The organism is Vibrio sp. 03-59-1 (assembly GCF_013114135.1).
Classification (GTDB): domain Bacteria; phylum Pseudomonadota; class Gammaproteobacteria; order Enterobacterales; family Vibrionaceae; genus Vibrio; species Vibrio cortegadensis.
On the sequence record NZ_VTYA01000009.1, the window covers coordinates 182,648 to 192,772 of the forward strand.

At 41.0% G+C, this 10,125-nt stretch carries 9 protein-coding genes; 3 read left to right on the top strand and 6 right to left on the bottom strand.

Going from position 1 to position 10,125, the window contains the following annotated elements; all coding sequences use genetic code 11:
• Position 1 precedes the first annotated feature (1 nt).
• From F0249_RS11440 to ccoN, 6 genes are all read right to left on the bottom strand, one after another.
• Entirely contained in the window at positions 2-2,374 is a 2,373-nt protein-coding gene (locus tag F0249_RS11440; RefSeq protein WP_171756753.1) for a heavy metal translocating P-type ATPase, read from the bottom strand.
• A gap of 4 nt (positions 2,375-2,378) precedes the next feature.
• Positions 2,379-2,858: a FixH family protein gene (locus tag F0249_RS11445; protein ID WP_017051536.1), complete on the bottom strand. Its 480-nt coding sequence runs from the start codon at positions 2,856-2,858 to the stop codon at positions 2,379-2,381.
• Between the two features lie 83 nt (positions 2,859-2,941).
• A complete protein-coding gene (ccoP, locus tag F0249_RS11450) occupies positions 2,942-3,922 on the bottom strand; it encodes a cytochrome-c oxidase, cbb3-type subunit III (RefSeq protein ID WP_017051535.1) in 981 nt (326 codons plus the stop codon).
• Positions 3,922-4,101: a CcoQ/FixQ family Cbb3-type cytochrome c oxidase assembly chaperone gene (locus F0249_RS11455; RefSeq protein WP_017051534.1), complete on the bottom strand. Its 180-nt coding sequence runs from the start codon at positions 4,099-4,101 to the stop codon at positions 3,922-3,924. Before F0249_RS11455 ends, ccoP begins: the two co-directional genes overlap by 1 nt.
• Positions 4,102-4,110: 9 nt before the next feature.
• Positions 4,111-4,731 carry a cytochrome-c oxidase, cbb3-type subunit II gene (ccoO, locus tag F0249_RS11460; RefSeq protein WP_017051533.1) on the bottom strand — a complete coding sequence of 207 codons (621 nt, stop codon included), beginning with the start codon at positions 4,729-4,731 and terminating at the stop codon, positions 4,111-4,113.
• Between the two features lie 12 nt (positions 4,732-4,743).
• Positions 4,744-6,171 carry a cytochrome-c oxidase, cbb3-type subunit I gene (ccoN, locus tag F0249_RS11465; protein ID WP_171756754.1) on the bottom strand — a complete coding sequence of 476 codons (1,428 nt, stop codon included), beginning with the start codon at positions 6,169-6,171 and terminating at the stop codon, positions 4,744-4,746.
• A gap of 255 nt (positions 6,172-6,426) precedes the next feature.
• Between ccoN and F0249_RS11470 the strand changes: the two genes are divergently transcribed.
• From F0249_RS11470 to F0249_RS11480, 3 genes are all read left to right on the top strand, one after another.
• Positions 6,427-6,783 (top strand): hypothetical protein, encoded by a 357-nt coding sequence (locus F0249_RS11470; RefSeq protein ID WP_017051531.1) that lies wholly within the window; start codon positions 6,427-6,429, stop codon positions 6,781-6,783.
• Between the two features lie 92 nt (positions 6,784-6,875).
• Entirely contained in the window at positions 6,876-8,069 is a 1,194-nt protein-coding gene (locus F0249_RS11475) for an FIST signal transduction protein (RefSeq protein WP_113796744.1), read from the top strand.
• Between the two features lie 2 nt (positions 8,070-8,071).
• A complete protein-coding gene (locus F0249_RS11480; RefSeq protein WP_171756755.1) occupies positions 8,072-9,805 on the top strand; it encodes an ATP-binding protein in 1,734 nt (577 codons plus the stop codon).
• Positions 9,806-10,125: the final 320 nt, after the last annotated feature.

Genomic DNA, 10,125 nt, shown 5'->3' on the forward strand with positions numbered 1-10,125 from the left:
CTTATTTACCTTGGTCTTTAAGTAATCGAAGTGAGTTGGAGACTACGATAATAGAACTTGCCGACATACCAACAACGGCAATATATGGCGCAACAAGTCCTGAAACCGCGAGAGGCAAAATTAGCAGGTTGTAACCTAAAGACCAAGCTAAGTTTTCGCGAATTATCTTACGTGTTTTAAGTGCCAGAGTTCGAGCCTCAAGTAATCGGTCAAGACGATCTCCAAGAAGAACCATATCAGCAGAAGCTTTAGCTACATCTGTACCGCCACCCATCGCGACAGACAGGTGAGCACCAGCAAGTGTTGGTGCATCGTTGATACCATCACCAACCATCATGGTGATTTGCCCATCATTGAGGTGATTTAAAAAACTAAGCTTATCTTCTGGTTTCGCATCACTAATCACTTCATTAATACCAATTTCATCGGCGACTAACTTAGCATTGGCATACGAATCGCCAGTCAACAACGTGGTCTTGATTCCTGCTTGCGCAAATTTCTTAATGAAGTTTGCACTCTCTTTACGAATAGGATCACTGTAATGAAAAGTTGCTATATGCTTTCCATTCATTGAAAGGTAAACACAGTTACTTTGCACGGTTTGCTGTTTGTTCAATACAAATAGGGCACTACCAATTTTCAATTCTGAACCGTTATAATGACCAATAATCCCAGAGCCGATAATATTATTCACATCAGAGAGCGAAACCTCATTGTCGCTATATTCTCTAAATGCTTTGGCTATCGGGTGGTTAGCATGGCTTTCAAGAGCAGCAGCAAGAGACAAGCAGGATGCTTCATCAATCTCAGCAAGAACGTCGACTTTACTTATGACAACGTCACCTTTAGTCAAAGTACCTGTTTTATCAATCACTAAATGATTCACTTTACACAAAGTTTCAAACACATGACCTTTACGTAGAAGGATACCAAAGTTACCCATGCGAGAAGTCGCACAAGTAATAGCGGTTGGCGTAGCAAGAGATAGTGCGCAAGGGCAGGTTGCCACTAATACTGCTAGCATGATCCAAAATGCATCTTCAGGTTTAGACTGGTGCCAATACAGCCAAGTACAGCCAGCAATAACTAATAAAATAGCGACAAAATAACGCGCGACTACATCTGCAATTTGAGCAATTTGTGGTTTTGACATCTGCGCTTCATCTTGAAGACGAACAATATTCGAAATCATTGAATCTGCTTTCGATGAAGTCACTTCTAGTTCGAATGATTCATCACCATTTAATGTTCCAGCAAATACGGTTGAACCAACCTTTTTAACAACAGGGAGTGACTCACCAGTCAGCATGGATTCATTAATGTGAACGCGGCCAGATAAAATGACTCCATCAGCAGGAATATGTTCGCCAGGCCGTACACGTATTTGGTCCCCTAGTTTCAGCGTTCTGACTGGTACTTGATCTCCATCTAACGTCGTTGCAATGGCAGGGATTAATTTAAGTAAATTTCCACTTGCCGCAGCAGCTTTGCGTCTCGCTCGCATTTCCAAATATCTGCCCACTAATAAGAAGAAAGTGAACATTGAAATTGATTCAAAGAATACTTCACCTTGCTCAGTCACCGTTGCGATAAGGCTAGCGACATAAGCAAAAATAAGCGCGATAGATACGGGAACATCCATACCAAGCGTTCGAGCACGAATGCTACGCCATGCGTTGGTATAGAAAGGAAGCGCAGAGTAGAGGAGTACAGGTGTCGCGAATATTAAGCTGACCCAACGGAAGTAATGCTTGAACTCCGGCTCAAGATCACCAAAGACTTCTAAGTAGAGCGCAACGGCAAGCATCATCACTTGCATTGTTGCAAGGCCAGCAATCCCTAAACGATAGAGGTATTGCTTCATCGCCTCGTGGTACGCGGCTTCTTGTTTATCCGCTTCAAAAGGTGCAGCTTTATATCCTAAGCGATGGATAACACCTAAAAGTTCACTCAATCGAGTTTGAGTTTTATCCCAACCGAGAATTGCACGGTTGGTTGTAGTATTCACACGAATTGAAAATACGCCCGCTTGAGAAGAGACCTGCTTTTCAATCAGCCAAGCACAAGCGGCACAAGACACGCCTTCTAAAGAGAGAGTGACTTCTGCACTATTTTCTGAATTACGAACAAACTCAGACTGCACGTCTTCATTGTCATAATGAATTAGGGCGCGTAATTGTTCCGGTACAAGATCAGCCTTTTCAGCTGGAGCAGTACGATATTGATAGTACGATTCAAGTCCACTTTCGACAATGGTTTGGGCGACGGTTTCACAACCAGGGCAACACATCTCCCTATTTTCACCCAAAATTTCAACTTGAAAGTCCGTGTTGGCTGGTACTTCTTCACCACAGTGGTAACACGATTTGCACATAGTTTTAGTTCATTAGTTCTGTAGGGGACTCACTAGGAAAAGTAACACGACCTTGAACAAGCCACTCTGCATTATGCGGAGTAAGCTCGATAAACCAAGGTCCTTGCATCGCTTTATCAAGCGTTAGACGGTAATCACCATTTGCATCCGATGTAAGCAACTGAGTGAAATCTCGGTCAGGTAAAGTTCGGTGAACAAACATTGCTGTAAGCGCAGGGTAGTGATCTAACTGTCCCTTGTTAAATGAGATAACAACATCATTTTCGTCTGAAAAAACAGAAGCACTCAGCTCTAGTTCTTTCGCGACATTGATTTTTGATAAATCAATGTTGATGCCTTTTCCCTTTTTATAGTAATCCTCAGTCACTAAAGAAACAGAGTTTTGCGAAAACACGATGACAGTAATAACGGTCCATACCACAACGACAAGTGGCATCGAAATCAAGAACCACGGCCAGAATTGTTTATACCAAGGCTTTACCATAAAAAAGATCTCAACGACTAAAATAAGAAAGTTTATAAACTATAGGAAAGACAGCCCCTTAGATAGGGGCTGTTATTGAAATGTTACTTATTATCGGAATTACTTAGGCTCCAAACGTACGCTGAAACTAACTGAACTTTGTCTTTACCTAGGATACCGTCCCAAGCTGGCATTACGCCAGAACGTCCATTCATTACAGTTTCTGTTACGTCTGCACGTGAGTCACCAAATAACCAATCGTGATCGGTTAAATCAGGTGCGCCAACCGCAGGGTTACCTTTGCCATCTGTACCGTGACAAGCAGCACACACGACGAAGCGAGATTTACCAGCCTCAGCTTCACGAGCGTTAACTTTACGTCCCGATAGGCTTAGCGTGTAGCTCACGACTTCTTTAACGCCTTGCTCGCCTAAAGCATCCTTCCAAGAAGGCATTGCACCAATACGGCCTTTCATAACCGTCGTTACAATAGCTTGAGGCTCACCACCGTATAGCCAAGCGTCATCAGTTAGGTTAGGGAAACCTTTCTGACCACGAGCATCTGAACCATGACACTGTGAACAGTTTTGTAGGAACAGACGTTGGCCAACTTTGATTGCATCAGGATCCGCTGCAATATCAGGGATAGAGCGCAGGTTGTTGCCTGATTCATCATAAGCTAAGCGTTTAAATGCTTCACCAAAATAGGTTTCCGCATCATCAAGTTCTTTAGCGTATTGAACAGGGCGTTTGTTCTCTTGAGAAGCAAGAATCGACGCCTTAGACTCTTCAACAGTGCGAACAAGTTGATCCGAACTCTGCCAGCCTAGTAAGCCTTTGAAGTTACCTAAACCTGGATATAGCGCTAAATAAACAGCAGCAAAGATAAAGGTACTGATGAACAGATAAGTCCACCATTTAGGCAGTGGGTTATTGAGTTCACGAATACCATCGTATTCGTGGCCCATGTCTTCACCATCCTCAACACCCATTTTATCTTTTAGGCACCAAGTCAAGATAACAGCACAACCCACAAGCGTACCGACAGTAATTACGATGATCCAGAGACTCCAGAATGTAGTCATTACTTAGTCACTCCTTGTTGGTTAGGATGTTGTTCTTTTTTTGGTTCATCAGCGAATACAAGATTAGCGGCTTCGTCGAAACGAGATTTACGGCTTTTACCGTAAGCCCACCAAACTACACCAATGAAACAAACAAAAACGGTAACGGTCCAAATGCTTTGAAAAGTAATAATATCCATAATTACACCTTATTTCATTGCATGACCGAGAGATTGCAAGTATGCAACAACAGCATCCATCTCAGTCTTACCAACAACATCTGTTGAAGCATTCGCAATCTGTTCGTCAGTGTATGGAACACCAAATTGATTACGGAATATTTCAAGCTTCTGCTGCGTAAGTTTGCCATCTAGTTCGTTCTCTGCAAGCCATGGGAAACCAGGCATGTTTGATTCAGGAACTAATTCGCGAGGATCAATCAGGTGAACACGGTGCCACTCATCAGAGTAACGACCACCAACACGAGCAAGATCAGGGCCAGTACGTTTAGAACCCCATAAGAATGGGTGTTCCCAAACACTTTCACCAGCAACAGAGTAATGACCGTAACGCTCTGTTTCAGAACGGAATGGACGAATCATTTGGCTGTGACAAACATTACATCCTTCACGGATATAAACATCACGACCTTCCATTTCTAGCGCAGAGTATACGCGTAAGTTCTCAACAGGCTCTGTCGTTTGCTTCTGGAAAATCAACGGAGTGATCTCTACCAATGCACCTAGGCTGATTGCAAAAACAATCAAAATTGCCAATAAACCGACATTACGTTCAACTATTTCGTGGCGATTATTCGAATTTGAGCTCATTCTTAAATCTCCTTATGCCGGGTGAACGATAGCTTTAAGGCTATCTTTCGGTGCAGTGATGGTTTTGTACGCGTTGTATGCAAGTAAGAACATACCAGTTAGGAAGATAAATCCACCTAAGAAACGTACGAAGTAGAATGGGTAAGACGCTTGTACTGATTCAACAAAGCTATAAGTCAATGTGCCATCAGAGTTAACTGCACGCCACATCAAACCTTGCATAACACCAGAAATCCACATTGCTACGATGTAAAGAACAGTACCAATTGTTGCTAACCAGAAGTGAGCGTTGATTAGGCTTACAGAGTACATACGTTCTTGACCAAACAGGCGAGGGATCAAGTGGTATACAGAACCAATTGAAACCATAGCAACCCAACCTAATGCACCAGAATGCACGTGGCCGATTGTCCAGTCAGTGTAATGTGATAATGCGTTTACTGTCTTAATAGACATCATCGGACCTTCAAAAGTCGACATGCCGTAGAAAGAGAGTGAAACGATTAAGAAACGTAGAATAGGATCGTAACGAAGTTTATGCCATGCACCAGATAGGGTCATAATACCGTTGATCATACCACCCCAAGATGGAGCGAACAGAACAAGCGACATTACCATACCGATAGACTGAGTCCAATCAGGTAGGGCTGTGTAATGAAGGTGGTGAGGACCAGCCCAAATATACAGAGATACTAAAGCCCAAAAGTGAACAATTGATAAACGGTAAGAGTAAACAGGGCGTTCTGCTTGCTTAGGGACAAAGTAATACATCATTCCTAAGAAGCCAGCTGTAAGTAAGAAACCTACGGCGTTGTGTCCATACCACCACTGTATCATCGCATCTACTGCACCAGAATAAATCGAATAAGATTTACCCAAAGAGACAGGGATTGCCATGCTGTTCACAATATGAAGTACTGCGACAGTGAGGATAAAGGCTCCAAAGAACCAGTTAGCTACGTATATGTGTGATGTTGTACGCTTTATCAATGTTCCAAAGAACACGATGGCATAAGCAACCCATACAAGTGTTATAGCAATATCAATAGGCCATTCTAGTTCTGCGTACTCTTTGCCAGAGGTGTAACCCAAAGGTAAAGATATTGCAGCGGCTAAAATTATGGCTTGCCATCCCCAAAAAGTGAATGGAACCAGAGGGCCCCCAAATAGACGCGTCTGACAGGTACGCTGAACAACATAATATGATGTTGCAAACAGGGCACTTGTACCGAACGCAAAAATAACCGCATTAGTATGCAGGGGACGTAAGCGACTATACGTCAACCACGGCGTATCAAAGTTCAGCTGTGGCCAAACTAATTGAGCGGCAATCAAAACACCAACAGCCATACCGACAATACCCCAGAGAATAGTAACTAAGGTAAACTGACGAACGACTGTATAGTTGTAGTTTTGTTCAAGCTGCTTTTCTTGGCTCATTTGCATGCTTCCAATTTCTAATTAACTACACTTTACTTCCAACACGACAAATGTCGTAATGCCCCCCAATCGACAAGAAAACAGTACTTATTCAGAACTTTATGTTTACTTACTAATTTTAAAAAAAGAGGCATTTTCAACGCAACACTATACGTGAATTAACAATTCAATGACAGAGTAGTAACCTTACCTGTGGTCTGGATTTATGCTTTTATTTAAAAACTTTGAAGTTTGTTGCAAGGAGAGAGAGTAAAAATGGCAGCTCAAAAGCTAACGAAAGGTAGATTAGTTCAAATAATCATCATGTTAAGTCTTCTAATCGTCGCATTCACATGGCGTACAATTAACTATAAAGATGAGAAAAACATCACATGTAAACTTGGAGAAACTTGCGAGTTTCAGATCAATGAAACAAATTTATTGGTTACAAATCACTCTACAGGTATCACTCTAAATACACCCGAAAATTTAACAATTAAGGCAAAAATAATCGAGGGCTCCGGGAATATTGTTCAACATGATAAAAAGCTCATCATTACTAAGCAAAGTAATAACGTTAAATTAAAAATATCGTCAGAAAATGAGATTGTTTACTTAGCGCTGTTAAATTAATATTACCAGTATTATTGTAAATAACACCGATATTGCTCCTCAGATACCGTTAAACAGGTATAACGCTTACTCTTTACTATGTGAAACAAATCATGCAATTTATCTCTCTGACATCCAATAATACAGATGAACGAAATGTCGCTTTAGAGTTTAAGCAGCAACTCAAAACAACAAATATCAGCAGCTTGATTTGTTACTACACTGAAGAGTATTGTTCAGAATTATTATCACAACATTTGGTCGAAGCATTTCCGAATATACCGATCCAAGGCTGCAGTTCTTGCCAAGGTATTATGACGGAAAAAGGCTATCATTCAGGGCCGGTGGTCGGCATATTAGCCATCTCTGACTTAGGTATAAACGCCTACGGGACAGGTTTATCTCATTACTCAGATGATAGAGAAAATATTGATTCCGCCATTGCTCAAGCATTAGATGAGGCAATGTTAAGTGCCGACCGAATCGGTGAAGTGCCGAGTTTAATCATTCTCCATGCTACGCCAGGTGATGAAGAGAGAATGATTGCTTGTATTGATAAGAAATTCGGAACACTCGTTGCAATCATTGGAGGAAGTGCGGCTGATAACACAATTGACGGGAAGTGGTCTATTTTCAACGAAAAATCACATTGCCAATCAGGTGTCAGCGTCACTCTCGTCTATTCATCTCAATCAATTTTCACCTCATTCAGTGCCGGGCATTCAGCCACCGAATACCAAGGTACAATCACGAAGGCCCGTGGTCGAGAGCTACTAGAAATCGATCACAAACCCGCTTTAGAAGTCTACCATTATTGGACAGATCATCATCTAGGCAATTTAACTTCTGATGGTTACTTATTCGACAAGGCCACTATTTACCCATTAGGTAGAATCGCAGGATATATTTACGAACAGCCTTATTACAAACTATCACATCCAATAAGGGAGACACCATCTCAAGGAATCGAGCTTTTTACTTCAATCCAAGAAGGTGAGAAGATTTACCTTATGGTTGGAAACAAAACACATCTTATCGGCCGAGCCGCACGAGTTGTTAATTCCGCTTATAATCAAAAACTTGAAGATATGGAAAGGCTTGGTGGTATCAATATTTTTTGCGCCGGACCTATGCTTCACTTAAGGCAAGATATCGACGCCGTTTGTGATCAGATAAACACCGCCTTAGACGGTAAGCCATTCATCTGTCCTTTTACATTTGGTGAGCAAGGGCGCTTCATAGGTGGTGAAAACGGGCATGGTAACCTAATGATTTCATCAGCCGTATTTCACAAAGTTACAGGGTAATTATGGACGCTTGCGATAAAGAACAACTGCAAGAAGTGCTTTTAGAACTCAAGCACAGTCATGAAAGGGAAAAAAGACTTTCCGACGAAAATAGAGCGATTCTAGACGCTATTTCAGCCATGAGTGGTGCAGACAACCGCCAACAAATCTTTTTAGGTTTACAAACGGCATTAAGCAAATACATCGATGTCGAAGATTTTATTGTCATATCGCGTTCAAACGACACTCATGCATTTGAAACATTACTGACCACAAATGCCGCTTTCAGAAATATTGCTTGGAACAAAGACAAAAAATTCACTCGCGTACTTAATGGCGAGTGTATTATCTTATTTGAGCCCGCAACTCTAGATGAATTTATATCTCTTAACTGTGTCATTCGAGAAGAGGTCAAATCTGTTTTAATGACCGGTATTAATGCTGAAGTTACGCAGTCCGTTCTGCTTTTGATCGGAAGAAGAAAAGGGCAGTTCAGTTTAGAAGATAAACAAACACTCATTCGATTTAGCCCATTGATAGAACGAGCTATTATCGATATTGAGAATAAAGAAAAGTTAAATAATCTAGTAGAAGCAAGAACTCGAGCTCTAACGAAAGCTCAACAAGACGCGATCAAAGCAAACAATGCCAAGTCCGAGTTTTTGGCAATGATGAGCCACGAAATTAGAACACCACTAAACTCAGTTCTCGGCATGCTTGATATTATGAAGCAGACTCAAATTAATGCTCAACAGCTAGGAATTCTAACTCAAATGGAATCCTCCGCAGAACTTCTCCTCGCTATTATCAGTGACATTCTTGATGTTTCCAAGATTGAATCCGGCAGTTTTTCTCTTAATAAACAATGGATTAATATTAATGACACTGTCACTTTTGTAATTAGTCAATTACAGAATATAGCAGACAAAAAAGGGTTGAAGCTTAGTACATCTAATCTTATTGATACGAAAAAACTACACTTGATTGATTCAACTAGATTATCTCAAATCCTATTCAACATCGTAGGTAATGCCATCAAGTTTACTCCTGACGGCTCTGTCGATATATCATTAAACATCAACGAGAATAATCAACTCATCATAAAAGTCATCGATACAGGTATTGGTATTCAACAGAAAAAACTACCATTCCTGTTCAACCCATTCCATCAAGCAGACAGCTCGATTACCCGTCGATTTGGTGGAACAGGATTAGGTTTAGCGATTACTAAGCATTTGGTTCAGCTGATGGATGGAAAAATCTCCGTTGAAAGCAAGTTGGGCAAAGGAAGTAAATTCACGATTTCAATTCCGGTTCTTTCTAAGTGTAATGACGAGTCTCAAGAAGATAACAACACACCAATAGAGAGCCCAAGTCTTAATATTCTCGTAGTCGAAGATACTCACACAAACCAAATGGTGATAAAGCTTCTGTTAAGCAGATTAGGTCACACTGTAACAATCGCAAGTAATGGGCTAGAAGCCTACGAGTATATTCAAAAGCACCATCAACACTTAGATCTGGTATTTATGGACATTTCAATGCCAGTGATGGACGGCTTGGCTGCAACGAAAGTAATTCGCTCGCAAGGGATTACCATTCCGATCATTGCGCTGACAGCCCACGCGATGGAAAACGATAAACATGAATGTTTCAGAGTTGGTATGAATGATTTTATAACGAAGCCTGTAAGATCATCAGACATAGAAGCAGTTCTTCATCAATTAACAGCAAAGCTACCTCAAGAACATAATTAGACGTAAGTCTTTAAAACTTGATACTAAGAAAGTAAACAAGTTACTCCTAATAACTATATTCAGAATCGAAGATTAAGATATATAGTTATTAGGTATTTTATGGTAAATAGCGTTATTGTTAAATAGCATTTCAAGGTGAGAAGCGCAGAGATGCAAGGATAGTGGAAGTGTTTAAGTTAGATGGCACATCAACAATTACAATTTAACATAATATACATAATACGCACTAAGAGCGTTTGGTAATATCAGCAGCAAGCCACGACCAAAACATTAACCAGAAACCATAAACAACAACACCTACAAACAAATGCCACCACTCA